At 66.2% G+C, this 25,746-nt stretch carries 19 protein-coding genes and 1 pseudogene; 1 reads left to right on the forward strand and 19 read right to left on the reverse strand.

The features are described from left to right. Nucleotides 1-21: 21 nt before the first annotated feature. Genes L1892_RS08410 through L1892_RS08420 form a run of 3 tightly spaced genes read right to left on the reverse strand, consistent with a single transcriptional unit; the run spans nt 22 to nt 2,424 of the window. Nucleotides 22-912 (reverse strand): ferredoxin family protein, encoded by an 891-nt coding sequence (locus tag L1892_RS08410; RefSeq protein WP_235723139.1) that lies wholly within the window; start codon nt 910-912, stop codon nt 22-24. Beyond that, nucleotides 905-2,161: a cupin domain-containing protein gene (locus L1892_RS08415; RefSeq protein ID WP_235723140.1), complete on the reverse strand. Its 1,257-nt coding sequence runs from the start codon at nt 2,159-2,161 to the stop codon at nt 905-907. The genes L1892_RS08410 and L1892_RS08415 overlap by 8 nt, the downstream gene beginning before the upstream one ends. 8 nt (nt 2,162-2,169) lie before the next feature. Continuing rightward, entirely contained in the window at nt 2,170-2,424 is a 255-nt protein-coding gene (locus L1892_RS08420) for a BatC protein (RefSeq protein ID WP_235723141.1), read from the reverse strand. A gap of 210 nt (nt 2,425-2,634) precedes the next feature. Between L1892_RS08420 and L1892_RS08425 the strand changes: the two genes are divergently transcribed. Next, nucleotides 2,635-4,272: an MFS transporter gene (locus tag L1892_RS08425; RefSeq protein WP_235723142.1), complete on the forward strand. Its 1,638-nt coding sequence runs from the start codon at nt 2,635-2,637 to the stop codon at nt 4,270-4,272. Nucleotides 4,273-4,279: 7 nt separating this feature from the next. Here L1892_RS08425 and L1892_RS08430 read toward each other — a convergent pair whose 3' ends face one another. The 16 genes and pseudogenes from L1892_RS08430 to L1892_RS08505 form a co-directional block, all read right to left on the reverse strand. Continuing rightward, nucleotides 4,280-4,588: an SHOCT domain-containing protein gene (locus L1892_RS08430; protein WP_235723143.1), complete on the reverse strand. Its 309-nt coding sequence runs from the start codon at nt 4,586-4,588 to the stop codon at nt 4,280-4,282. A 45-nt stretch (nt 4,589-4,633) separates the two neighbouring features. Continuing rightward, nucleotides 4,634-5,071 (reverse strand): DUF6325 family protein, encoded by a 438-nt coding sequence (locus tag L1892_RS08435; protein ID WP_235723144.1) that lies wholly within the window; start codon nt 5,069-5,071, stop codon nt 4,634-4,636. Nucleotides 5,072-5,186: 115 nt separating this feature from the next. Continuing rightward, entirely contained in the window at nt 5,187-7,022 is a 1,836-nt protein-coding gene (locus L1892_RS08440; RefSeq protein ID WP_235723145.1) for an AMP-dependent synthetase/ligase, read from the reverse strand. A 142-nt stretch (nt 7,023-7,164) separates the two neighbouring features. Beyond that, nucleotides 7,165-9,018 (reverse strand): ABC transporter ATP-binding protein/permease, encoded by a 1,854-nt coding sequence (locus tag L1892_RS08445; RefSeq protein ID WP_235723146.1) that lies wholly within the window; start codon nt 9,016-9,018, stop codon nt 7,165-7,167. Between the two features lie 127 nt (nt 9,019-9,145). Beyond that, on the reverse strand, nt 9,146-9,622 hold the full coding sequence (locus L1892_RS08450; RefSeq protein ID WP_235723147.1) for a hypothetical protein: 477 nt from the start codon (nt 9,620-9,622) through the stop codon (nt 9,146-9,148). Nucleotides 9,623-9,647: 25 nt separating this feature from the next. Next, a complete protein-coding gene (locus L1892_RS08455; RefSeq protein ID WP_235723148.1) occupies nt 9,648-10,523 on the reverse strand; it encodes an acyl-CoA thioesterase in 876 nt (291 codons plus the stop codon). 192 nt (nt 10,524-10,715) lie between these two features. Further along, complete coding sequence (gene pyk / locus L1892_RS08460) at nt 10,716-12,149, reverse strand: pyruvate kinase (RefSeq protein WP_235723149.1); 1,434 nt, start codon at nt 12,147-12,149, stop codon at nt 10,716-10,718. Nucleotides 12,150-12,253: 104 nt separating this feature from the next. Then, a complete protein-coding gene (locus L1892_RS08465) occupies nt 12,254-13,759 on the reverse strand; it encodes a glutamate synthase subunit beta (RefSeq protein ID WP_235723150.1) in 1,506 nt (501 codons plus the stop codon). Then, a complete protein-coding gene (gltB, locus tag L1892_RS08470) occupies nt 13,752-18,323 on the reverse strand; it encodes a glutamate synthase large subunit (RefSeq protein WP_235723151.1) in 4,572 nt (1,523 codons plus the stop codon). Before gltB ends, L1892_RS08465 begins: the two co-directional genes overlap by 8 nt. A gap of 217 nt (nt 18,324-18,540) precedes the next feature. After that, nucleotides 18,541-19,854, reverse strand: a pseudogene (lgt, locus tag L1892_RS08475) (prolipoprotein diacylglyceryl transferase); the annotation flags it as partial. A gap of 100 nt (nt 19,855-19,954) precedes the next feature. Beyond that, nucleotides 19,955-20,776, reverse strand: a complete 822-nt coding sequence (gene trpA / locus L1892_RS08480) for a tryptophan synthase subunit alpha (protein WP_235723152.1) — start codon at nt 20,774-20,776, stop codon at nt 19,955-19,957. Next, nucleotides 20,773-22,089 carry a tryptophan synthase subunit beta gene (gene trpB / locus L1892_RS08485; RefSeq protein WP_235723153.1) on the reverse strand — a complete coding sequence of 439 codons (1,317 nt, stop codon included), beginning with the start codon at nt 22,087-22,089 and terminating at the stop codon, nt 20,773-20,775. Before trpB ends, trpA begins: the two co-directional genes overlap by 4 nt. Before the next feature lie 61 nt (nt 22,090-22,150). Next, a complete protein-coding gene (gene trpC / locus L1892_RS08490) occupies nt 22,151-22,969 on the reverse strand; it encodes an indole-3-glycerol phosphate synthase TrpC (RefSeq protein WP_235723154.1) in 819 nt (272 codons plus the stop codon). 93 nt (nt 22,970-23,062) lie between these two features. Further along, entirely contained in the window at nt 23,063-23,944 is an 882-nt protein-coding gene (locus tag L1892_RS08495; RefSeq protein WP_235723155.1) for a TIGR02234 family membrane protein, read from the reverse strand. Beyond that, the gene (locus tag L1892_RS08500) at nt 23,941-25,494 is read right to left on the reverse strand and encodes an anthranilate synthase component I (protein ID WP_235723156.1); all 1,554 of its coding nucleotides are present in this window, start codon (nt 25,492-25,494) and stop codon (nt 23,941-23,943) included. Before L1892_RS08500 ends, L1892_RS08495 begins: the two co-directional genes overlap by 4 nt. Then, nucleotides 25,491-25,670, reverse strand: a complete 180-nt coding sequence (locus L1892_RS08505; RefSeq protein WP_066162994.1) for a tautomerase family protein — start codon at nt 25,668-25,670, stop codon at nt 25,491-25,493. The genes L1892_RS08500 and L1892_RS08505 overlap by 4 nt, the downstream gene beginning before the upstream one ends. Nucleotides 25,671-25,746 lie beyond the last annotated feature (76 nt).

The raw sequence follows: 25,746 nt of genomic DNA on the forward strand, positions 1-25,746 counted from the left end.
GCCGCCGCCCGACCGGACGGATCAGCTTGTCACCCGGTTCATCCCTACCATCACGAACTGCCGGACGCGCCCGGCCACCGATGCCGCACACGTCGAGTGCAGCGGATCAGACATGTGCTCTGCCAGGGTCACTCCGATGGGTCCATCCGGCCCCGACAGCACGACCTCGATCTGGTGGTCGCCTCGGCGGACGTCGACCGGACTGAGCGCATCGATGCGGTCGTCGCCGGTTGCGCGACGCACGAAATACTGGGCGGCCTGCACCGCGTGTGGCAACGACGTACGGCCGCGAAGGAACTCGTTGTCGAGCCGACCATGCGTGTAGCGACGCACGATGGCCGACGGTTCGTCAGCGGAATCGACTGCGCCATAGCAGAGCCCATGCGGAAACAGGATCATCGTCGCGGCAAATCGATCCCCACCGAGGTGGGAGCATTCCCACGTCCACTCCGGGTACTCCGCCGCTATTGCCGCGGTGGCGGCGCGCCCCCGCACCGCGCAGCACTGGTCATGTTTGCCGTGCGCGCACACGGCCACGAGCGGATCATCGGACCGTTCGCCGTCCGTCCCATCGAGCGCCAAGTCGAGATACTCCGCCGGTGAGGCGACCTCACCGTGGTGCACCGTTTCTGATCCAGGACGCGCGTCGACGATGAACCACCGCCACCGGGGCACCGATGGGCGCCGACCGGGACGACGAATCGCGACGATCCGCATTCGCTCGGTCTCCACGCGCCGCACGATCGCGCGGCCGAGCCGGGGGTCGAGGATCCGCGGGGATTCCAGGAACGCTGACGGACCCCACGCACCGCTCATCTCGAGGAGCACCCACTTGTTCCCGGCCGACGCGGTGCCGAACATCGGATCACCGCGGTCGCGGGCGGAGTCGCTGCACGGGAGACGATCACCCATCGGACTCGGTGCTGTCGTGGGGCGTCGGCTCGATCGGGCACGGCTCGACGGGCACCAGCACGGCCTCACGCAATAGTCTGCGCACCAGCACACATCCGTCGGAACCGTCAAGCCCGGGCAGGTTTCCTGCCATCACGGGTTGCCCGGACCGGATCGCCACGAGCGCGTCGGCGCATGAGGCCGGAAAGGTGATGCTACGGTCCGGAAGCCGAAGTGTGACAGAGCTGTTGGAATGCCGGAGGGAACCGATCAAACCGGGTCGCCAGCGGAACGCCGTCGTTGTGTCCACTCGGCCGATCGCGTCGAGCGTCGCCAACGGTGCCACCGCCACCGCACGGGTTCGTTCGGCGTGGCGTCGTGACAGACGGGTCGCTGCCGCATCGGCGAGTTCGTCGGTTTCCTCGCGCAGCACGTCGATCACCGAGGTGAGTACCGAGCGGGCGGTGACCGCGGTCTGATCATGATCGGCCAAATCCAGTGGAATGGCCAGTGATTCGCGAAGCATGTCGTTGTCGCCGAGCGCGTCGACGATGGCTCGGACGACGTCGTGTCGGGTCACTGCGGAGACGCCCACGGTGAGGTGAATCGAGGTCTCCCCCATCGCCTGCGCCGAATGCACCCAACCGCGCGGCAGGTACACCGCATCGCCGGGCTCGAGGACCGTGTCGATCACCGGCTGTTCGCGCGCCCGCGCTTCGATGGCGGGCCGGTGATCGGTCCACGGCTGGGTGTCGAGCGGATCGCGGTGCACCGGATCGTGCACCAACCACCGTTTGCGGCCGGACACCTGAAGGACGAACACGTCGTGGACGTCGTAGTGCGGGTCGAATCCACGATTGGCGGGTGGGGTGATGTAGGCGTTGGTCTGCACCGGGTGGCCGAGATCGTCGACCATACCCCGCGCGAAGTCGATCACCGGCGGCCACAACCGGTGCAGTCCCTGCAACACGATCGTGGCACCCTCGGCAAAACGCGACAGCACCTTCGCCGAGTCCACCTGATCGCCGATCTCCGCTCCGAAGCCTGCCGGACCGACATAGCAGTCCCGAGCCAGCAACCCGCCGTCCTTGGCCATCCGGATGAAAGGGGCACGCACCCCGCGTGCGGTGAGCAGTTCGTCGACGGTCGCCGGCGAGAGCAGATCACCGAAGTCACGCGGGAGCGTGTCGGCCCGGCTGAGCAACGGGCGCCGGCCCCAATGATCGCGTGCGAAATCCGCGGCACCGATCGAGATACAGCGGCTCAGCATTCCGTCGTTCAGGCGGTGCCGTCGGCGCCGCCGTCATGACCGTCCGGGTTGGAGCCGCCGTCGGCAGGACCCTCACCGGCATTCGCGGTGCCATCGGCCCCACCGTCGTGTCCACCCGGATTGGAGCCACCATCGGCAGGACCCTCACCGGCATTCGCGGTGCCATCGGCCCCACCGTCATGTCCACCCGGATTGGAGCCACCATCGGCGACGCCTTCGCCGCCGGAGTCGGATGTCGTGATGTCATCGTCGTCGAGGGCCATCGATCGTCCTTTCGTCGGCGGAGCCGTGGCTGTCACGACTCCTCTTCCACTATGGGCACTGCCTCGGGCGCGCGGGTCCGGTTCACGAGATCGCCTCCGGGCCGACGCGTCGACCTACCGGCGTACCGGGCTCACCCGTTTTGGATGATTCCCCGCGGCCAGCCGCGACAAACATCCGGCGCGCGCGAAACCGGGCGTAGCGTGAACGCGGTGCGAAAGTGGAGCGTTCTCATCATCTTGTGCGCCGCACAGTTCATCATGGTGCTCGACACGACCGTGATGAACGTGTCGGTGTCCAGCGTGGTGGAGGACCTCGACACCACGCTGACGCAGGTTCAGTTGGCCATCACCCTGTACACGCTGGTGATGGGCTCGTTCATGTTGTTCGGCGGACGGCTCGGCGATCTGTTCGGCCGGCGGAGGGTGTTCGCGATCGGGTTGCTGGTCTACGGGACCGGTTCACTCATCACCGCCTTCAGCCCCAACATCGGTGTGCTGCTGTTCGGTTGGTCGTTTGTCGAGGGCGCCGGTGCGGTGCTGGTGATGCCGGCGATCATCTCGTTGACCGCCGCCAACTACGAGGGGCGCGAGCGTGCCACCGCCTACAGTGCCCTCGGCGGGATCGCGGCCGCAGGCGCCGCCGCCGGCCCGCTCATCGGTGGATGGGTGACCGAGACGTTGACCTGGCGGGTCGTTTTCGCCGCCGAGACGGTGGTCTGCATCGTCGTCATCGCATGCGTGAGGGTCATCGCCGACACCAAAGTGTCGGGCTCGCGTCGCCTCGACTGGGGCGGCACGGCGCTGTCGGCCTTCGGGCTGGGTCTGATCGTGATCGCCCTGTTGCAGGCCGGTTCGTGGGGCTTCATCCGTCCCTCCGGCGCATTGACCGTCGCGGGGACCGAGATCACGCCGTTCGGTTTCTCGGTGGTGCCGTTCATGATCGCGGCAGGCGTCTTCGTCTTGATTGGGTTCGTCGGTTGGGAGAACCATGTCATCTCGCGCGACGGCACACCGCTGATGCATCCTCGGCTGCTGCGAACACTGCATCTGCGCAACGGATTGGTGATGCTCATCGCCCAGCAGACCATCATCGGCGGCATGTTCTTCGTCATCCCGATCTATTTGCAGTATGTGCTGCTGAAGGACGCGTTCGACACCGGCCTGAAGTTGGCTCCCATGTCGGTGGCGATGCTCATCGCCGCCTTCGCCAGCCCGAAACTCGCTGCGACACAGTCGCCGCGGCGAATGGTCCGGATCGGTTTGGTACTGGTGATAACCGGATCGTTCACCTTGGTGAGCACCATCGAACCGCAACTCCAGGGTGTGCCCTTCGCCATCGGGATGGCGGTATTCGGCGCCGGTTTCGGCTTCATCGCATCGCAGTTGGGCAATGTGATCATGTCGTCGGCGAGTGAACGTGACCGCGGTGAGGCAGGGGGATTGCAAGGGACCGCGCAGAACATCGGAACCTCGGTGGGGGTCGCGATGCTGGGTGCGCTGCTGATCGCCTCCCTCAGTAGCGGCTTCAACCAAATGGCACACGCCGACCCCGACTTGTCCGAAACGACCAAGAGCCAGATCGCCGACGCATCTGCCGACGGTATCGAGATCATCAGCAGAGATCAGCTCGATGATGTCGCGGCGGCGAACGCGATCCCGGAGCAGGAGGTCGCAACGCTCATCGACAGTTATGTCGACGCGCAACTCACCGCGATCAAGGGAGCGATCCTGTTGGTGATCTTCCTCGCTGCGCTCGGCCTGGTGATAGCGCGACGACTGCCGCGGATTCCAGGGGCCGAACTCGGCACCCCGGATACCGACGACAGTCGTCGCGTCTCGAACGGCTGAGGACCCGTCAACTCCCGAGGATCTTGGCCTTCTGGGCAGCGAATTCCTGCTCGGTCAAAATGCCCTGCTGATAAAGCGCACCGAGTTCTTTGAGTTGTTCGATGGTGTCCTGTTGCGGTGCCGCTGCCGGGGCGGGTGCAGGAGCCGGGGCGGGTGCGGGAGCGGGAGCCGGCGCGGGCTGCGTGTAACGCTGCTGGTTCTCGTACTCCTGTTGCGCCCAGCGGTTTGCCTGGCGACGTGAGACACGATTGCTGACCGAGGTTGCGGTACCGGCGATGACCGCGGTGCGTGCGGCCGCGCGGATGAGTCCGGGCATGAGGTTCTCCTTGCTGTGATGTGGTCAGGGGGGACGGCCGAAGCGTCAGGCGTCCGCGGCGTCGGCAGCCTCGACGGCTTCGACGAAGGCATCCATCGGGATGCGACCGGACGCCACCATCTGGGCACCGTTTCGGCGTAGGGCACCGGCAAACGGTGCGGCCCAGGCATTCTCGTAGACCATGATCGCCGCGGCGGTTCCAGGTTGCAGGACCGATGCGGCCTCGGCGATGTCGTCCTCGCCGATCAGATCGCTCGCCGCACCGTCGAGAACCTCGAAATCGACGCCGAGTTGGTCGATCTCGAGGTGCGTCAGGGTCCCGTCCTCACCCTTCTGCACGAACGCGAGATCGATGACGCGGATGATGCCGCGGTCGACCAGTTCGACGAGGTACGGGATGGCTTCTCCGGTCGGCTGCTGCCCACTCCACTCCAGAACTATGTAATCGATGGGTCCGATGTCGGGAACGACTTCTTCGGTCATGACGACTTCCTCGCTGCGTCGCGATTGACAGGGCAGTGTCCGGTCGCGGCATGACGCCCCTACCCCGACCGTCCTCCACGATCCTAGTGTCCCGCGCGACGCGCGTGGGTACTTCTCAGCGCAGGTCGATCACGTCGGCGTCGCCGGCATCGTCGTACAGCTTGCCGATCCGCTCGGCGTACTTGGTCGCAATCGGCTTACGACGCAGCTTCATCGTCGGGGTGAGTTCGTCCCCACCCGGGTCCCATGCCGCCGGGACGATCGTGAACCGCTTGACCTGCTCGACCCGAGAGAGTTTGCCATTGCCCTGCCGTACTGCCGCGGTGACCTCGTCGATCACCTCGGTCCTGCTCGACAGGGTCGCCATGTCGGCGTCGGGGATGTTGAGCATCTTCGCCCGGGCAGCCGCCGCGTCGGGGTCGAGCACCACCAAAGCCGAGATGTAGGGCCGCCCATCGCCGATCGCCACCACCTGGCCGATGAGTGACGAGGCGGCCTTCATGGCGTTCTCGATGTTGGTCGGCGACATGTTCTTGCCCGACTCGTTGATGATCAATTCTTTCTTGCGATCGACGATGGTCACGTTGCCCTCGTCGTCGATCTTTGCGATGTCGCCGGTCGCAAGCCACCCGTCCGCGTCGATGGTCTCCGCGGTCTTCTCGGGTTGCTTGCGGTAACCCCGCATCACCACGGGCCCTCGGATGAGCAGCTCGCCGTCGTCGGCGATCTTTGCCTCCACCCCGGTGACCGTCTTGCCGACGGTACCGATCCTGAGGTTCTCCGAGGTCGTCATGGTCGAGACACCGGTGGTCTCCGACATCCCCCACACCTCCAGGACGGGGACGCCGAGGCCGAGGAAGAACTCCAGCACCTCTGCGGGGATGGCCGCGGCACCGGAGCCGGCGAAGTGGACCTGGTCCATGCCGATCGCCTCACGCACCTTGTGCAGGACCAGCTTGTCGGCCAGGCCGTGTTGCAGCCCGCCGACCCGCCCCGGGTCGCGGCCTTCGAGGTGGGCACGTGCGGCCGAGGCGCCGGCACCCAGAGCCCATGCCGCCAGGTTCTTTTTCACGGGGCTGGATTCCTCGGACATCTTCGCCTCGATACCGGCGCGGATCTTCTGCCACACACGCGGCACGCCGAAGAAGAACGTGGGACGCACTTCTGGCAGCGCAGCGGCGATCTCCCGCGGATCGGGCACCGTGGTGATCTGGATACCGCGCACCATGTTGGCGGCGTGCGACGATACGCGATCGGCGATGTGCGCGGCGGGGAGATACGAGATCACCCGGTCGTCGAAGCCTGCCTGGACATGCTCGGCGAGTGCCGCGAGTTCGGCGATGATGTTGCGGTGGGTGATCTCGACACCCTTGGGCGGCCCGGTGGTTCCCGACGTGTAGATCAGGGTGGCGAGGTCGTCGGGTTGCACCGCGCGCCACGACGCCTCGAAGTCGAAACCCTCAGGTGCGGCGGCCTGTTCGAGGTCGGCAAGCGACATCGCATCACTGGCCGTGCCGTCGACGACGATCGTCGTGGTGACATTCGTGTTCGCCGCGCGAAGCGCCGGCAGGAACACCTGTTCGGTGACCACGACTGAGTTCTCCGCGTTGCCGAACAGGTACTCGATCTGGTCCGACGCGCTGGTGTTGTAAATGGAGAACGGAATTGCGCCCAGGTGCAGGGCGGCCGTGTCGACGAGATGGAACTCGGGGCGGTTGGTCAGCATGATGCCGACGGTGTCGCCGTGGCCGACACCGAGTGTCGCGAGCCCACGGGCGATCGCCTCCACCCGCCGCCCGTACTCCGCCCACGTGATCTCCTGGATTCCGCCGACTGTGCGCAGGGCTACTGCGTCGGGGCGGACGGTGATCGACTGTTGGAACGCCTCGGGCAATGTGGTCACCTGGGCCCCCGTCTCGTGGGGAAAGGTGATCTGTTCTGTCTGCGTCATGACCGATGTCCTCGCTCGTCTGGTCAGAGTGGTCGACATCACAGTACCGAGCACTGTGCGGCGCCGACAGACTTCCGTGCGATTGGTAATCCGAAAGTAAAACGACGTCGTCAGACGAACATTCGCGATCGGCCGAGCAGACTCAGGTGGTCACCGGGCGCAGCTCCCACTCGCCACCGCCGGTGAGTTCGAGGACCTCTGTGTGGTGCTGATCGGTGGTACTGCGATGACTCACCGACACCAGGATCGTCTCCGGCAGTTCCGCGCGGATCAGCGAGTACAGCGAGTACTCGAGCCCCTCGTCGACCGCCGAGGTCGCCTCGTCCATGAACACCACCTCCGGACGGGTCAGCAAGATGCGCGCGAATGCCACCCGCTGCTGCTCCCCCGGTGACAGCACCTTCGACCAGTCCTCTTCCTCGTCGAGGCGGTCGACGAGATGCGGAAGGAAGACCCGCTGCAAGGCGGAGCGGATCGCGTCGTCGCCGACGTCGTCGGGCGCGGCCGGGTAGGCGACCGCGGTGCGTAGGTCGCCGAGCGGGATGTACGGGATCTGGGACAGGAACAGGGTGCGTCGTCCGAGCGGACGATCGACCTCGCCGTCGACGAACGGCCACATCTCGGCAATGCCGCGCAGCAGCGTCGTCTTTCCCGAACCGGAACTGCCCTTGACCACCAGTGCGTCTCCAGGTGTCATCGACAGCGACAACGACCTCACCAACGGACGGTCATCAGGTGTGGTGATGTCCACGTTCTGCAGCGCAAGACGCCGCTCTTGGCTCTCCTCCGTCGGTATCCGCCTCAGCTCGCGTGACTTGTTGTTCGCGTCGTGCAGACCGTCGAGACGGATCAGCGACGCTCGCAGTTCGGTGAACTCGTCATAGGACTCGCGGAAGAACGAAAGCGAGTCATGCATGTTGCCGAAGGCTGTCGACGACTGCATCACCGCTCCGAGGGTGATCTCGCCGGCGATGAACCGAGGAGCCTGAACTATCAGCGGGAAGACGACAGCGGTCTGATTGACCGTGAGGTTCCACCCGTTGAACTTCAACGTCCGGAAGACAATTCGCCAGAAGTTCCGAATGACCTCAGCAAAGCGAGAGAGCAGGCCCGCACGCTCCACCCCCTCCCCGCGATAGAACGCCACGTTCTCGGCGCCATCGCGAATGCGGACCAACGCGTAGCGGAAATTGGCGGTGAGACGTTCGTTCAAGAAGTTCAGTCGAATCAACGGTCGGCCGATATAGAACGCGATCACTGTGGTCACCAAGACGTAGCTGAGGACGATCCACATCATCGCGCGCGGGAACGTGACACCGAGGATCGTCAACGGTCCCGAAAGGTCCCATAAGATCTTGGTGAACGACACGATCGAAACGACGGCGGAGACGGCACCAAACGCGAGGCCTCGCGAATACGTGACGAAGTTGGTGATGTCTGCTTCGATACGCTGATCCGGGTTGTCGATGTTGGCCTCGCCGACGAAACGGTTGCGGTAGTAGGCCTGTCCGTCGAGCCAATCGGCCGTCATCCGGTCGGTCATCCACGTTCGCCATCGAATATCAAAGGCCTGACCGGCATAAAAGTCGACGAGAGAACGAATGACGTGGAGGGTGGCCAACAAGCCAAAGATCCCGATCGCACGCCAGAACGCGGACGCGGCGGAGTCGCGCGCAGCGAGATCGCCCTGGACGAGTCCCTCGGCGATACCCTGCATTGCGGTGTACATGTCGTTGTACTGGTAGGAAATCAGAACGTTGAGGCGCACGCTGAGCAGGGTCAACAACAGCAGCCCGGCAAGGATGGTCCACGTGAGCCACTTGCCTGGGCCGGTGAAAAAGCCCCGAGACAGACGCCAGAATTGACGGCCCCACTTCGTGTATCGCGCAAGCGCGGCGCAGATGGCGATTCCGGCGGCAGCCGAGATCGCGAACGCGATGGCCAGCCAGATCGTCGAGGCAAGCCACTCGTGGCTCCAGTCGATGCTCTCGTCCACGCATCCCCTCCATGCACACGTCAGCGCAAGCCGACGACCGACAGATCGCCGAAGTCTATCCCGGGTGAACGCCACGCACCGGACAACGGCACATGGGACAAGGGCACATGGGATAAGAGCACACGCGTCACGACACGGGGCGCAGCACTGCCCCTTCGCTGAGTGCGGACTCAGAAACGGTCTCCTGGAACGAATCTCCGATGCGTACGACGTAGCCACCCCGTGCGGCGGGCACATCGTCGGCGGTGAACGGCATCTCGCAGCGCCCGTCCTCGGTTCGCGGGGCACCGAGCCGGGTGGACGCCAGTTCTTCGCCGGTCTCGTCATAGATCCGCACCGGCGATCCGGGGGCCACGTCGGCGGCACCGGTCGCGCAGAGCACGACCCCGCGCGCTCCGAAGGAGGCCGCGGCGACCGAACCCACCATCACCGCGAGCACAGCGACCGCGGCCAGCACCAAGCCTGCGACCGCACTGACGAGGATGATCGGCGAGCGGGTACGTCGTTGCCAGGTACGTTGCGGCAGCATCGGTCCGGGCTGCAGCCAGTATTCCGGCTGTGTATGCGGCCACCCATCCGACCGGGGCGGCTGGGCTGAGGTCATGGCGACCAGTGTGCCATCTGTGCGGTCAGCTCTTCGGTGGGAAGTATTTGATCAGCGCTTCTTGCACCACCGAGGTCGCCAGCGTGCCGTCGCGCATCCAGAAGCGTCCCGATCCCATGCCGCGCGAGCCCGATGCCACCGGAGAGCGGGTGGCGTAGAGCAGCCAGTCATCGAAACGGAACTCGCGGTGAAACCACATCGAATGGTTCACCGTCGCGGCGAAAAGACGGTCGATCCCCCACGACAACCCGTGTGTGGTGATGATCGAGTCGAGGACGGTGGTATCCGAGGCATAACACATGGCGGCCACATGCATGATCGGATCGTCGGGCATCTCACCGTCGGTCTTCATCCAGACCCGATTGTCCTTGAGCTTCTCCCCTGCGTCGCGCACCTTCCAGGTCGGGTCGTTCGCGAAGCGAATATCGATCGGGTGCATAGCGTTCACGAAGGTCGCGATCCGATCCTCGAAACCCTTGAAATGCTCGCCCAACGGTGGCAATTCCTCCGGGTAGGGCACCTGCGGGATCTCCACCGCGTGCTCGAGCCCGGCCGCATTGTCCTGAAAGGCCACCAGCATCGTGAACACCTCGGCACCGTCCTGCATGGCGGTGACCTGACGGTTTGCGAAGGCTTTTCCATCGCGGAACCGCGCGACGTGGTATTCGAGCGGCTTGTTCACGTCACCACCGCGGATGAAATGCGCGTGCAACGCGTGGATCGGCGGGTTGCCCCGGGTGAGGGTGCGCGATGCCGCGACCACACCCTGCCCAAGGAGCTGTCCTCCGAATGTGCGGGCCGTCTTCTGCTCGGGGTGCTGCCCGATGAAGAGGTCGTCGTCGCGCTGTTCGACGTCGAGCAGGGCGAGCAGTTTACCGAGGTCCTCGGATTGTGCGGTCATGAGAGCACACCCTATGTGTTGAGGGTGCGGGGTCTCGATACGCCTCCTCGCTGCCGCTCGTCGGCTACTCGACCAGCGGAAAGGGCGCGCACTCGTCGGCTACCCGACCAGCGGAAAGGGCGCGCACTCCTCAGCTACCCGACCAGCGAAAAGGGCGCGCGCTCCTCGGCTACTCGACCTGCGGGAGGTGGGTCAGTGATCCTGTTCGCCGATGCGGTGGACGTGGATCATGTTGGTGGAGCCGACGGTGCCGGGCGGTGCGCCCGCGACGATCACCACCACGTCACCCTCCTTGAGGCGACCGATCTTCAGGAGCTGATGATCCACCTGGTCGATCATGTGGTCGGTGGTGTCGACGTGATCGACGATGAACGTCTCCGTGCCCCAACTCAATGCGAGCTGACTGCGCACCGCCTGGGTCGGGGTGAACGCGAGCAACGGCAGCCGTGAATGCAGCCGGGCCAGGCGCCGCACGGTGTCACCGGACTGGGTGAACGCCACGAGCGCCTTGACCTCCAGCCGCTCGCCGATGTCGCGGGCAGCATAGGAGATGATGCCCCGCTTGGTTCGCGGCACATGCGACAGCGGCGGCACATCACGCGAGCCGCCCTCGACGGCGCGGGCGATCTTGTCCATGGTCAGCACCGCATCGATCGGCCACTTGCCCACCGAGGTCTCACCGGAGAGCATTACCGCGTCTGCACCGTCGAGCACGGCGTTGGCGACATCAGAAGCCTCAGCGCGGGTCGGGCGCGAGTTCTCGATCATCGAGTCGAGCATCTGGGTCGCCACGATGACCGGCTTGGCGTTCTCGCGCGCCATCTGAATGGCCCGCTTCTGCACCAGCGGCACTTCTTCGAGGGGCAACTCGACACCGAGATCGCCGCGGGCGACCATGATGGCGTCGAAAGCCAGGACAATCGCCTCGAGGTTGTCGATCGCTTCCGGCTTCTCGAGCTTCGCGATCACCGGCACGCGCCGACCGACACGGTCCATCACCTCGTGCACGATCTCGATGTCGGCCGGGCTGCGCACGAACGACAGAGCGATCATGTCGACGCCGAGTTTCAGGGCGAATTCCAGGTCGGCAATGTCCTTTTCCGCCATCGCGGGCACCGAGACGTTCATCCCGGGCAGTGATAAACCCTTGTTGTTACTGACCGGACCGCCTTCGGTGACCCGGCAGACGACGTCGTTGCCGTCGATCGCGGTCGCGGTCAGCCCGACCTTGCCGTCATCGACCAGCAGGCGATCGCCCACCGATGCATCCTCGGCAAGCTGTTTGTAGGTGGTCGACACCCGATCCTGGGTACCTTCGATGTCGTCGACGGTGATCCGCACTTCGTCGCCGGTGTCCCACATGACCTCGCCGTTGAGCGTCCCTTCGTCGCGGAACTTCCCCAGCCGGATCTTGGGTCCCTGCAGGTCAGCCAGCACACCCACCGCTTTGCCTGCGGCGTCGCTGGCCTTGCGCACACGCGCATAGACCTCTCGATGGACATCGTGGGTGCCGTGGCTCATGTTCATCCGAGCCACATCCATGCCCGCCTCGACGAGCTCTTTCAGTTTCTCGTCCGAGCTTGTGGCCGGTCCGAGGGTGCAAACGATCTTTGTACGACGTGTCACTGTGATCACCTTAGTCCCGTTGCCACGCCATCTCTATCCCGGCGACGATTGGTCATCCGCTCGCCATGTCGGGTTGTCGAAATCACCATCGGACGAGTGAACACTCATCGCACCGACAGCGGCAAGGCCGCCGGCCGGACCGGTGACGGCAGGTCCGATTCACCCATCAGGAACTCATCGACGGCCCGGGCGGTGGACCGTCCCTCCGCGATCGCCCACACCACCAGCGATGCCCCACGATGCGCATCCCCACACACGAACACCCCGGGCGCGTCGGTTTGCCAGTCGCTTCCACACGAGAGCGCCCCGCGCCGATTCGGCTCGATACCGAGGTCGTCGAGCAACTGACCCCTACGCACACCGGCAAAGCCGATAGCGAAAAGGGCCAATTCACAAGGGATCTCGAACTCCTCACTGACCGGTGTCACCACTCGGCGACCATCGGTTTCCCGGGTGACCTCGACTTCCGCGAGGACCATCGCCGCAACGTTGCCGTTGGCATCGCCGACGAAACGCTGCACTGCCACCTCGTACTTGCGCACACCGCCCTCGGCGTGGGCCGAGGATGTGCGCATCACCAGTGGCCAGGTGGGCCACGGTGATCGGTCGTCGTCGCGGTCCTCGGGCAGCGCCGGGTTGTAGTCGAGCTGCACCACCGATGCGGCACCTTGGCGATGTGCCGTACCCAGACAGTCCGCACCGGTGTCACCGCCGCCGATGATGACCACGTGTTTACCGGCCGCGGTGACCGGCGAGAGCCCGTCACCTTCGCATTCCTTGTTGGCCGGCACCAGATGCTCCATGGCCAGATGTACGCCGGCCAGGTCGCGTCCGGGGACAGGGTTGTCGCGTGCCTCCATCGCACCGATGGCCAAGACCACCGCGTCGTGCTTCGCCTGCAGATCGGCGACAGACAGATCAACACCCACATCACAATTGACGACGAATTCGGTACCTTCGGCTCGCATCTGCGCGACCCGGCGATCGATGTCGGACTTCGGCAGTTTGTACTCCGGGATGCCGTAGCGCAGCAATCCGCCGATCCGATCGTCCCGCTCGTAGACGGTCACGTCGTGACCGGCCCGGGTGAGCTGCTGAGCGGCCGCCAGACCCGCCGGCCCCGACCCCACCACACCGACCGACTTGCCCGATCGCGATGCCGGCGGCTCGGGCCCGATGATCGCCTCCGCCCACGATTCGTAGGCGATGGTCTTCTCGATGCGTTTGATGGTGACGCTGCCGCCGGTGGTGGCCTCCGAGATCGACAACACGCATGCGGCCTCACACGGTGCCGGACACACCAACCCGGTGAACTCCGGAAAATTGTTGGTGGCGTGCAACCTTGCGCTGGCCGCATCCCATCGTCCGCGACGCACCAGATCGTTCCACTCTGGGATCAGATTCCCCAGCGGACAACCGGCAGTGCCGGAGTGACAGAACGGGATCCCGCAGTCCATGCACCGGCGGGCCTGTTCGGACACATCAGTGAGCTCGAGCATCGGGTTGTCGGGATGGGCGTACACGTCGCCCCAGTCCTGTACCCGCTCGGCGACGGGACGGTACTTCGATTCCTTCTTCGGAACCTCCAGAAATCCGCGCGGATCAGCCACGTGCCGCCTCCATGATCGCTGAATCGACGTCGCGGCCTTCGGCTTCGGCCATCCGCGCCGCATCGAGAACCCGTTTGTAGTCGGTCGGCATCACCTTGGTGAAGCCCAGGCATCGCCGCGGCCAGTCGGCCAGCATCGACGCACCGATCGCCGAGCCGGTCAGTTCGGTGTGTCTGGTGATCGTGTCGTGCAGGAACTGTAGGTCGTCGGGATCCGGGCGAAGCAATTCGACCATGGCCATGTTCACCTTGGACTCGTCGAGGTCGTAGACGTATGCAATGCCGCCGGACATACCCGCCGCCAGATTGCGCCCGGTGGGTCCGAGGATCACCACCCGACCGCCCGTCATGTATTCGCAGGCATGGTCACCCACACCCTCGACCACCGCTGTGGCACCCGAATTGCGGACGGAGAACCGTTCGCCGACCCGTCCGCGCAGGTACACCTGGCCCGACGTCGCGCCGTACAGGATGGTGTTTCCCGCGATCACCTGGTCTTCGGCGATGAACCACGCGTCGGGATTGGGCCGGACGATGATCTTGCCGCCACACAGCCCCTTGCCGACGTAGTCGTTGGTGTCGCCGGCAAGGCTGATGGTGACGCCCGGCGGCAGGAATGCGCCCAGCGACTGTCCGGCCGAACCGGTCAGGTTCACCGTGATGGTGTCCGCGGCCAGCCCCTCGGCACCGTAGCGGCGGGTCACCGCCGATCCGAGCAGGGTGCCGACTGTGCGGTTGACGTTGCGCACCGGCAGTTCCAGGGTGACCGGGTGGGCGTCCTCGAGCGCTCCTTCGGCGAGCTGGATGAAGGTCTGATCGAGCGCGCGGTCCAGGCCGTGATCCTGGCCGCGCAACCGGCGGGTGGGACCTTTGTCCTCGAACTTGCGGAAGATGGGAGCGAGGTCGAGGCCCTTACTCTTCCAATGCGCGACGGCCTCATCGGTGTGCAGCCGCTGCGACTGCCCGATCGCTTCATCAAGCGTGCGATAACCCAACTGCGCCAGATACTTCCGGACGTCCTCGGCGACGAAGCGGAAGAAGTTGACCAGATGTTCGGCCTGACCGGTGAAACGTGAACGCAACACCGGGTTCTGCGTTGCGACACCTACCGGGCAGGTGTCGAGATGACAGACCCGCATCATGATGCAGCCGGCCACGATCAACGGTGCGGTGGAGAATCCGTACTCTTCGGCACCGAGCAGCGCCGCCATGATGACGTCGCGGCCGGTCCGCAGCGCACCATCACACTGCACGGTGATGCGGTCGCGTAACCCGTTGAGCATCAATGTCTGTTGAGCATCGGCGAGACCGATCTCCCAGGGGGTGCCGGCGTGTTTGAGCGACGTCAGCGGCGACGCGCCGGTGCCTCCGTCGTGACCGGAGATCAGCACCACGTCCGCGTGTGCCTTCGATACACCGGTGGCCACCGTGCCGACTCCGACCGCGCTCACCAGTTTCACGTGGATCCTCGCGTCGGCGTTGGCGTTCTTGAGGTCGTGGATGAGCTGGGCGAGATCCTCGATCGAGTAGATGTCATGATGCGGCGGCGGTGAGATGAGTGCAACGCCGGGCGTGGAATGACGGGTCTTGGCAATCCACGGATACACCTTGTAGGCGGGAAGCTGGCCGCCCTCACCGGGTTTCGCACCTTGGGCCATCTTGATCTGGATGTCGGTGGCGTTGGTCAGATAGTCGCTGGTAACGCCGAAACGCCCAGAAGCGACCTGCTTGACCGCACTGCGCCGCTCCGGGTCGTAGAGCCGGTCGACGTCTTCGCCGCCCTCACCGGAGTTGGATCGGCCGCCGATCCGGTTCATCGCGATGGCGATCGTCTCATGCGCCTCGGCCGAGATCGATCCATAGCTCATCGCGCCGGTGTTGAACCGCGTCATGATGGCTTCGGCCGGCTCGACCTCTTCGAGCGGGATAGGGTCGCGGGCACCGAGGTCGAAGTCGAACAGCCCGCGCAGTGTGCCACCTTCGCGGGACAGTTTGTCGACCTCGTCGGAGTACTTCTGGAAGACCTCCGCCTGGCCGGTCTTCGTCGCATGCTGCAGGAGGAAGATCGTCTCGGGGGTGAACAGATGCAGTTCACCCTCGCGGCGGTACTGGTATTCACCACCGACGTCGAGGCGCCGGTACACCTGTTCGGTCGGGTTCTCCGGGAACGCGCGGTGATGCCGCATACGTACTTCTTCGGCGAGTTCGTCGAGGCCCACACCCTCGATGCGCGACACGGTCCGCGTGAAGTACTCCTTGACCACCGCCGACGACAGGCCGACGGCCTCGAAAGCCTGTGCCCCGGTATATGAGCTGATGGTGGAGATACCCATCTTGCTCATCACCTTCAGCACGCCCTTGCCGAGCGCTTCGAGATAGTTGCGGGAAGCCTTCGACGGCGACACACCGATGAGTTCACCCTCGGCGATGAGGTCGTCGATCGTCTCCAACGCGAGGTACGGATTGACTGCGGCGGCACCGAAGCCGATGAGGGTGGCGATGTGGTGGACCTCGCGGGCATCGCCGGATTCGATCACCAGCGCGACCTTCGTGCGCTCCTTGGTGCGCACCAGATGGTGATGCACCGCCGATGTCGCCAGCAGCGACGGGATGGGGGCATGGTCGCGGTCGGTGTGGCGATCGGAGATCACCAATGTGGAGTGCCCCTCGGCGATCGCCTGACTCGCCCGGGTACGCAGATCTTCGAGGCCGGCGGCCAACCCGGCACCGCCGTCGTCGACGTCGTACAGGCTGTGCAGCACCTTCGCCGACAAACCGGGGTTGTCGCCGTCGTCATTGATGTGCACCAGTTTGGCGAGGTCGTCGTTGCCGATCACCGGCCAACGCAGCAGGATCTGGCGGCATGAGGCCGCGGTCGGGTTCAGCAGATTCTGTTCGGGTCCCATCACCCGTGCCATCGAGGTGACGATCTCCTCGCGGATGGCGTCCAATGGTGGGTTGGTGACCTGCGCGAACAGTTCGACGAAATAGTCGTAGAGCAGCCGGGAACGTTGGGACAACACGGCGACGGGGGTGTCGGTACCCATCGAACCGAGCGGCTCGTAGCCCGACGCGGCCATCGGTGTGAGCAGGACACGGAGATCTTCTTCGGTGTACCCGAACGACAGTTGCCGGCGGACCACGGTGTCGTGGTTGGGTTTGTACACCGGTCGCGCCGGCAGCGTTGCGATGTCGAGAAGTCCGGCGTGCAGCCACTCGTCGTAGGGTTCGGCGTCGATGAGGTCGGCCTTGATCTCCTCGTCGGGGACGATCCGGCCCTGCCGGGTGTCGACCAGAAACATCCGGCCGGGTTCGAGTCGCCCCTTGGCGATCACGTCGTCGACCGGGACGTCGAGGACGCCGGCCTCCGATGCCAAGATGACGCGGCCGTCGCGGGTCTGCCACCAGCGTCCGGGGCGCAGTCCGTTTCGGTCGAGGACGGCGCCCACCACCGCGCCGTCGGTGAAGGTGACACACGCGGGACCGTCCCATGCCTCCATCATCGAGGCGTTGAACTGCAGGAACGCGCGGCGCTTGGACTCCATGTGGGGCACGTTTTCCCATGCCTCGGGCACCATCAACATCACCGCGTGATGCACGCTGCGACCGCCGAGGTGTAGCAGTTCGAGTACCTCGTCGAGGGACGCCGAGTCCGACGCCTCCGGTGTGCAGATCGGGAATGCCCGCTTCAGGTCTCCGGGGATGAGGTCGGTCTCGAGCAGCGCCTCGCGCGCCCGCATTCGGTTGCGATTACCGCGCACGGTGTTGATCTCACCGTTGTGGGCAACGAACCGGAACGGGTGGGCCAGCGGCCACGAGGGAAAGGTGTTGGTGGAGAAGCGCGAGTGCACGATCGCGATGGCGCTGTGGCAGCGATCGTCGCGTAGGTCGTCGTAGTACAGCGGCAGCTGCATCGTGGTGAGCATGCCCTTGTAGACCATGGTCCGACTCGACAGCGACGGGAAGTACAGCCCGGTCCCGGCTTCGTCGATCTCGGCGGTGACACGTTCGGCCTGTTTGCGGAAGGGGTAGATGAAGCGGTCGAGTTCGAGGCCGCCAATGCGGCCGGCGCCGGCGGCGGGCTCGACGGTGACGAACAGCTGCATCATGTAGGGCATGCAGCCCAGTGCGGTTTCACCGATGTCGGCGCCGTCCGGGTCGACGGGCAGGTCGCGCCAACCGAGGATCGTGATGCCCTCGTCGGCGGCGAGTCCGGTCACCCGCTCGATCGCGCGTTCCCGCAACGCCGGGTCGACCGGCAGGAAGCAATTCCCCGCGGCGTAGGTGTTGTCGCCGGCGGCGGTGGGTGCGGGCAGGTCGAAGTCGACCACTGCCCGCAGCAACTCGTCTGGCAGCTGGATGAGGATGCCCGCACCGTCGCCCGAGTTGACCTCCGCGCCGGCAGCGCCGCGATGCTCGAGATTCTCAAGGGCGAGCAACCCGTCGGCGACGATCGAATGGGACCGACGGCCGTACACGTCGGTCACCATGGCAACGCCACAGGAATCGACTTCTGCTGCGGGGTCATACAACCCCTGTTTGGCCGGCAGCGCAGAAAACAACATCTCGAACCTCCACTCGACTCGTGACGAATCGCAATGCTCGATTGTCCTCAGGGACAACGCTGGCCCGTGGAGCAACATCGGCGACCGAGTCGGATGGGCTGATCCGGGACGCCGTGAAAAACCACTCTATCCGACCGAAACCAGCGGTGCCGATTTCCGCGCTGTGATCGATGCCGGATCGTCGTCCGGACGTGTGCCGGGCGGGCTGCTACTTGGCGTCGGTGTCGTCGGCGGTGTTGTCGGCGTCGTCCGAGGTTCCCTCGACGACATCCGGGGTTCCGTCGGCGTCGTCGGGGGTTCCGTCGGCGTCGTCGGGGGTTCCCTCGGCGTCCTCGGGGGTTCCGTCGGCGTCCTCGGGGGTTCCCTCGGCATCCTCGGGGGTTCCCTCGGCATCCTCGGGGGTTCCCTCGGCGTCCTGGGGGGTTCCCTCGGCCTGCTCGGCGGTGTCGCGGTCGGACTCGAGGACCCACGCGTCGCTGCTGCTCGACGACGTGATCGGTTCACCTTCCGCGTCCCGTGGGGTGTGCCGGGCGATCGCGGCAGCCAGCGCGTCCTGCGCAGAGCTCGGTTGTCGGTCGGCGGCGCGCGCTTGTTCGTCGACCTCATGATCGGGGCCGTCGGCGCGGTCATCGATGTAGCCGACCGCACCCATCGCCTCGAGTTCCTCGGCGCGGTCGGCGTGGTAGATCTCGAGCCCCTGCTCGCGACCCTTCGGCGCGACCAGGAAGTAGGCGGCCGCACAGGCGAACACCAGCACGGCGGTGAACACGTTGATGCGGGTGCCGAAGATATGGGTCGCGGGGTCCGAGCGCATCAGTTCGATGCCGAATCGGCCAACGCAGTAGCCCGCTACGTACAACGCGAACAGGCGCCCGTGGCCGATCCGGAACCTCCGGTCCACGGCGACGAGCACGATCACCACCGCGACGTTCCACAGCAATTCGTAGAGGAACGTCGGGTGCACCACTGCGACGACGGTCCCGTTCGACGTGCCCGAGATCAGGCCGGGGTCGGCGAAGCCGTTGGCGTCGACCCGCTCGTAGATCTCCAGTCCCCACGGCACGGTGGTCTCGCGGCCGTACAGTTCCTGGTTGAAGTAGTTGCCGAGTCGACCGATGGCTTGGGCCAGCAGGATCGCCGGGGCCAGTGCGTCGCCGAACGGCGGCAATTTGATGCCGTGGTGGCGCGCGCCGATCCAGGCCCCCAGCGCACCGAGCAGGACCGCACCCCAAATGCCGAGTCCGCCGTCCCAGATCTTGAGGGCGTCGATCGGGTCCTTGGGCCCGTCCCCGAAGTAGGTCTGCCAGTCGGTGGCGACGTGATAGAGCCGTCCGCCGATCAGGCCGAACGGCACCGCCCAGATCGCGACGTCGAGGACCTCACCATCCTGGCCGCCGCGGGCGATCCAACGCCGGTTGCCCCACCACACGGCGACGATGATCCCGACGATGATGCACAACGCGTACGCCCGGATCGGCACCGGACCGAGATGCCAGACACCCTCAGGAGGGCTCGGGATGTAGGCCAGGATCGTCGATGTCGGATGCGTCGATCCGGTGATCGTCGTCGGCCCAGCGAGGAGTGTCGGCACCGTCACGCTGCCACCCTAGCCGACCCGTGGTCGGCCCAGATCAGGGTGCCGTCGAGACCGGGGAACGCACCCCGTCGGCCAATTCGGAGACAAGAGATGCGAGGGCGTCGACACCTGTCTTCGCCGCGCTGACCAACGCCGACCCGACGATCACGCCGTCCGCGTAGCCCGCAATCTGCGCCGCCTGCACCCCGCTGCGCACACCGAGACCCACGCCGATCGGGATGTCGGAGTGGGTGCGAACCCGCGCGCACAGTTCCGGTGCCGCGTCGGACACGGCGTCGCGCGCCCCCGTGACACCCATCGTGGACGCGGCGTAGATGAATCCGCGCGAGGCGTCGACCGTCATGGCCAGGCGCTCGGCCGTCGAGGACGGGGCGACCAGATAGATCCGGTCGAGGTCGTGCTCATCGGAGGCGGCATGCCATTCGGCGCCCTCTTCGGGAATGAGGTTCGGGGTGATCATTCCGGCCCCACCGGCCGCAGCCAGGTCGCGCGCGAACCGATCCACCCCGTACTGCAGAACTGGATTCCAGTAGCTCATCACCACGGCCTGCCCACCGGCATCGGCAATGGCCTGCACGGCGGTGAACACGTCTCGGACGCGGACCCCGCTGCTCAGGGCGGTGTCGGCAGCCTCTTGGATGGTCGGTCCGTCCATCACCGGGTCGGAGTACGGGACGCCGACCTCGATGATGTCGCAGCCGGCGGCCACCATCGTGCGGAAGGACTCCAGCGACGTCTCCACGGTGGGATAACCAACCGGAAGATAGCCGATCAGGGCGCCGCGGCCTTCGTCACGGCACCTCGCGAAAGTGGCGCCGAGCCGGGACGGAGCGGTGTGTCGGATCGTGGCGGTCATACCGTCTCCCCCGTCTGTTCGCCGCCCGCGGACGCCTCGTCCTGTGACGGCGGTTTGTCGAACAGCTCGAACCAGCGGGCAGCCGTGTCGACGTCCTTGTCTCCGCGACCGGACAGACTCACCACGATGATCGCGCCGTCACCGAGCTCACGGCCCAGCTTCAGCGCACCGGCCACCGCGTGCGCGGACTCGATCGCGGGGATGATCCCCTCCCGACGACTCAACAGGGCCAACGCATCCATCGCTTCGGCATCGGTGATCGGCCGGTACGTGGCCCGCCCGATGTCTTTGAGGTAGGCGTGCTCGGGTCCGACCCCGGGATAGTCGAGTCCGGCCGAGATCGAGTGCGACTCGGTGGTCTGCCCGTCTTCGTCCTGCAACAGATAGGAGTACGCGCCCTGAAACGCGCCCGGGGTGCCGCCGGTGAACGTGGCCGCATGCCGACCGGTCTCGACGCCGTCGCCGGCCGCTTCGAACCCCACCAGGCGGACGTCGGTGTCGTCGATGAACGGGTGGAAGATGCCGATGGCGTTGGACCCGCCACCGACACAAGCGGTCACCGCGTCGGGGAGCCGCCCGGCCTGCTCCAGGATCTGTGCGCGTGCCTCCAACCCGACCACCCGCTGCAGATCGCGCACCATCATCGGGAACGGGTGCGGGCCGGCGGCGGTGCCGAAGCAGTAATAGGTGTTGTGCGCGTTGGTGACCCAGTCACGCATGGCCTCGTTGATGGCGTCCTTGAGGGTCGCCGAGCCGTTGTCCACCGCGATCACGTCCGCGCCGAGCAGCCGCATCCGCGCCACGTTCAGGGCCTGCCGGTCGGTGTCCACGCGGCCCATGTAGACCACGCACTCCAGGCCGAGCAGTGCACACGCGGTCGCCGTCGCCACCCCGTGCTGTCCGGCACCGGTTTCGGCGATGACCCGGGTCTTGCCCATCCGCTGCGCGAGCAGCGCCTGACCCAGCACGTTGTTGATCTTGTGGGATCCGGTGTGGTTGAGGTCTTCGCGCTTGAGGAAGATCCGCGCCCCACCGGCCGCCTCACGCAGCCGCTTCGCCTCGTACATCGGAGACGGCCGTCCGGTGTAGTCACGCTGTAACCGGTCGAGTTCGGCGAGGAAGTCGTCGTCGGACCGGACCTTCTCGTAGGTGGTGGTGACCTCGTCGATCACCGCCATCAGGGCTTCGGGTACATGACGGCCGCCGTACACACCGAAATGCCCGCCCTGATCGGGTTCGATGGAGGTGCGCGATGCCAAGCCGGCGCTCGCTGTCGGATACCTGACGTCTGAGCTGTGGGTGTTGGCGGTCACTGTTCTCTCGTCGTACTGGCAGGGGTGGGAAGCAAGGGTTTCGCCGGGACCGAACCGCCGGTCAGCGAACCGGTTTCGGGCAGGACGGATGCGTACCGGCGGTAACCAACTCCGAGACGGCGGCCCGCGGATCACCACTGGTGACGAGTCCCTCGCCGACCAGCACGGCGTCCGCGCCGGCACCGGCGTAGGCGAGCAGGTCTGCCGTGCCGCGTACACCCGACTCCGCTATCCGGATCACCTGGGTGGGCAAGCCGGGGGCGATCCTGGCGAAACTGTCGCGATCGACCTCGAGGGTCTTGAGATTGCGGGCGTTGACGCCGACCACCGATGCTCCGGCCTCCAGCGCGCGGTCGGCCTCTTCTTCGGTGTGCACCTCCACCAGAGCGGTCATGCCCAGACTCTCGGTGCGGTCCAGCAGTGCGGCGAGAACATTCTGTTCCAAGGCCGCCACGATCAGCAGGATCACATCGGCGCCGTGCGCGCGGGCCTCGTGAATCTGGTAGGGCCCGACGATGAAGTCCTTGCGCAACACCGGGATGTTCACCGCGGCGCGCACACTGTCGAGGTCGGCCAGCGACCCGCGGAAGCGCCGTTCCTCGGTGAGCACGCTGATGATGCGCGCACCACCGGCTTCATAGGCGCTCGCGAGATCCGCCGGATCACCGATGGCGGCCAGATCACCCTTCGATGGGCTGGCCCGCTTGACCTCGGCGATCACGCCGATGCCGGGCTGACGCAATGCGGCCATCGCGTCCTTGGCTTCTGGAGCCTTGGCCGAGGCCGCCTTGATCGCGGCATAGTCGATGACGGCCTCGCGTGCGGCCACGTCGGCTCGCACTCCTTCGATGATGGAGTCGAGGACAGTTGGCGTACTCACGCGGGTGGCCCCCTTTCGGTGTTCGTGTGCTCTCAGCGTAAACCGGTGCCGGATCTGCGTTGTGCCCGGGTTGGCCGATCAGCCGCGGTCGGATCATCGGTTGTCGGGCTCGTCGGATCGACCGTCCGATGGCGCCTGTGGCGGGTCCGCGCGGGGCCCGGCCTCGGGACCGGTGGCCGAGGTGTCGCCGTCGACGTCGGTGGGGTCGATCCCGGTGTCCAACGCGTCCCACATCATGCGTTCGTTCGCGGGCGGTGCGTCGTTACCTCCCGCAGGGTCGTCGGCACGCGCGGGGCGGCTCGCGGGCGCCACACCACCGTCCTGGCCGTCCGGCTGGTGTCGGCGCTGCTCGTGCTCGGCGAAGATCTGGCGTTCCAACTCTTCCCGACGCGCGCCCGGCGTCTGGTACTTCGATGACATGCCCGACGCCCCGCCGGCAACCCGCAGCAGCAGGACCCCGGCCAGCACCGAGCACAACGACCCCACCAGAACGACAGCCGCAGCCCAGTCGACAGTGGTGATGAGCAGCACCTGAAAGCGCCCGGGGATGTCGGCGGCGCTCGCGGCGTAGTCGGAATCGGCGCCGCCGGTGATCAGGGAGAGCGCCGGTACCGCCGAGAGCACTCCGGCCGCCGCCACAAGGATCGCGATCACGCGCAATCCCCAACCACGCAGCGAGAAGGCGGCCAGGATAGCCGCCAACAAGACCAGCGCGAGCGGGGTCAGCCAGGGACTCCAGTCCGAGCCTTTGACCTCGAATGTCCGCGGCGGCGCCAACCCGTCGGAGGCGAGCACCCGACACCACACCAGCCGCGACGCCGACCACAGCGCGAGCGCCGACACCGCCAGCAGAACGGCGGCCAGCACCTGGCGCCGACGCAGATACGCCTTGGTCGACTCGGCCGGATCGAGACGCGAGGGCGCCGAGCCCGACGGCGTCCGCCCGGCGGATTCGGCCGGCTCCGGGGTGCTCATTCTGACGCCTTCCCGGTGCCGGACCCGACCCGCTCCATCGTCGCGGCCGCCGCCACCGCATTGAGGACCGCGGTGGCCTTGTTGCGCGCCTCGTTGTATTCGTATTCGGGTTCGCTGTCAGCGACCACACCGCCGCCGGCCTGCACGAAGGCCCGACCGTCGGCCATCAGGGCGGTACGGATCGCGATGGCCGTGTCCGCGTCGCCGGCAAAGTCGAGATAGCCGACGATGCCGCCATACAGTCCGCGGCGCGTCAGTTCGTGCTCATCGATCAGTTCCATCGCGCGCACCTTGGGCGCCCCGGTGAGTGTGCCCGCCGGAAAGCATGCGGTGACCGCGTCGAGCGCATGCTGATCGTCGCGCAGTTCGCCCGAGACCGTGGACACCAGGTGCATGACGTGGCTGTAGCGCTCGACGTGACGGTAGTCGCCGACCTTGACGGTGCCCGGGCGGCAGACCCGGCCGAGGTCGTTGCGCCCGAGGTCGACGAGCATGAGGTGTTCGGCGTTCTCCTTCTCGTCCTCCACGAGTCCCTTGGCGAGCAGGTGGTCCTCTTCCTCGGTGGCACCCCGCCACCGGGTGCCGGCGATCGGGTGGGTGGTGGCGACGCGGTCCTGCACCGTCACCAACGCTTCCGGGCTGCTGCCGACGATGGTGAACGGCCCTCCGCCCACGGGTCCGCTGCCGAGCGCACCGGGCATGCGCAGCAAATACATGTAGGGACTCGGATTCGATGCCCGCAACACCCGGTAGACGTCGATCGGGTCGGCGTCGGTGGCCATCTCGAAGCGCTGGGACGGCACGATCTGGAAGGCTTCGCCTGCCTCGATCTCGCCGACCAGGTCGGTGACGATCTCGCTGTACTCCGCGAGGGTGCGCTGCGCCGAGTACTCCGGGGTGGGCCGATCGTAGTGCGACACGGTCGACGGAGCCGGCGCGGCGAGTGCCTCGGTCATCCGGTCGAGCCGGGCGACCGCGTCGACGTAGGCCTCGTGGACCCGGTCGTCGGACCCGTCCCAGTTCACCGCGTTGGCGATCAGGGTGATGGTGCCCTCGTGGTGATCGACTGCGGCGAGGTCGGTGGCCAGCAGCATCATCATGTCCGGTAGGCCGAGATCGTCGACGGTGGTCTCGGGGAGGCGCTCGAGTCGTCGCACCATGTCGTAGGCGAAGAATCCGACGAAGCCGCCGGTGAGCGGTGGCATGTCCGGGAACCGGTCGGTGGCCAGCAGTCGCAGCGACTCGGCGAGCACCGCCAGCGGATCGCCACCGTCAGGCGCGCCGTTGGGCACTTCGCCCCACCAGCGCGCTTCGCCATCGACGACGGTGAGCGCGGACGGCGACCGCACCCCGATGAACGACCACCGCGACCACGAGCGGCCGTTCTCCGCCGACTCGAGCAGGAAGGTGCCCTCCCGGTCACCGGCGAGTTTGGCATATGCCGACAACGGGGTCTCGGAGTCGGCGAGGACCTTTCGGGTCACCGGCACCACTCGATGATCGGCGGCCAGATCCAGGAACTCGTCGAGGGTGGTGGTCGCGGCGCTCATCCCAGCGGCTCGCCGCCGACGCCCCACTGCTGGCGGGGTACCTCGGTGATGGTCACCCACACCGAGTCGGGGTTCTTCCCGGTCGCCTTGGCATACGCCTCGGTCACCGCCGCGATGGTCTCGCGCTTGACCCGGTCGGACAGGCCCGGGGTCTGCGAGATCTGGATCAGTGGCATGGACGCCGTCACCGCCTTTCTGGTGGAGGACAGGGCTCGTTCATTCTCCCGCGGTGCCGGACTGCCGACCGGCAGG

The sequence above is a fragment of the Gordonia tangerina genome (genome assembly GCF_021556435.1).
In the GTDB taxonomy this organism is placed as follows: Bacteria; Actinomycetota; Actinomycetes; order Mycobacteriales; family Mycobacteriaceae; genus Gordonia; species Gordonia tangerina.